We start from the raw sequence: 523 nt of genomic DNA on the forward strand, positions 1-523 counted from the left end.
CAAAATGGGATAACTGCTTTGGGAAAGAGAGCGGCTGCGGAAAGCATTTACCTGCTCGTTCAAGCCTTTTGTCATCTCACTGACCTGACTGCGGGACAGGCTTTCAATTCCCAGGCTCTTGGCCAGTTTTTCCATCTTACGAGTGGATACGCCCTGTACAAAGGCCTCCTGCACCACTTGGATCAGTGCCGCTTCACTGCGTTTGCGCTCCGTAACAAAGAACGGTATGTAACCGCCCTGACGTACCTTCGGCACCATGAGATACATGGTGCCCATTCGGGTATCTAGTCTGCGAGGCCGGTAGCCACAGCGATACCCGCTGCGGCTTTCGGCGCGTTCGCTTTTCTCCGCTCCCAGCTGCTGGCTTACTTCGGCCTCCATGAGCTGGGCACACAGCCATTCCAGCATACTCAGCATGGGATCCGGTTGTGCTACACATTGCAGTAGCAATTCGGTCAGATTTGTGGTATGATTCTTTTGAGCCATTAGGGTTTTCTCCTTTGTATCGTGATTGTCTGGACAA

1 protein-coding gene is annotated in these 523 nt (G+C 52.8%); it reads right to left on the reverse strand.

Going from position 1 to position 523, the window contains the following annotated elements; all coding sequences use genetic code 11:
- On the reverse strand, positions 1–486 hold a 486-nt coding region (locus tag H6B15_RS15885; protein WP_204648855.1), incomplete at its 3' end, for a transposase.
- Between the last annotated feature and the right edge of the window lie 37 nt (positions 487–523).

Source organism: Gemmiger formicilis (genome assembly GCF_016900095.1).
Taxonomy (GTDB): domain Bacteria; phylum Bacillota; class Clostridia; order Oscillospirales; family Ruminococcaceae; genus Gemmiger; species Gemmiger formicilis_A.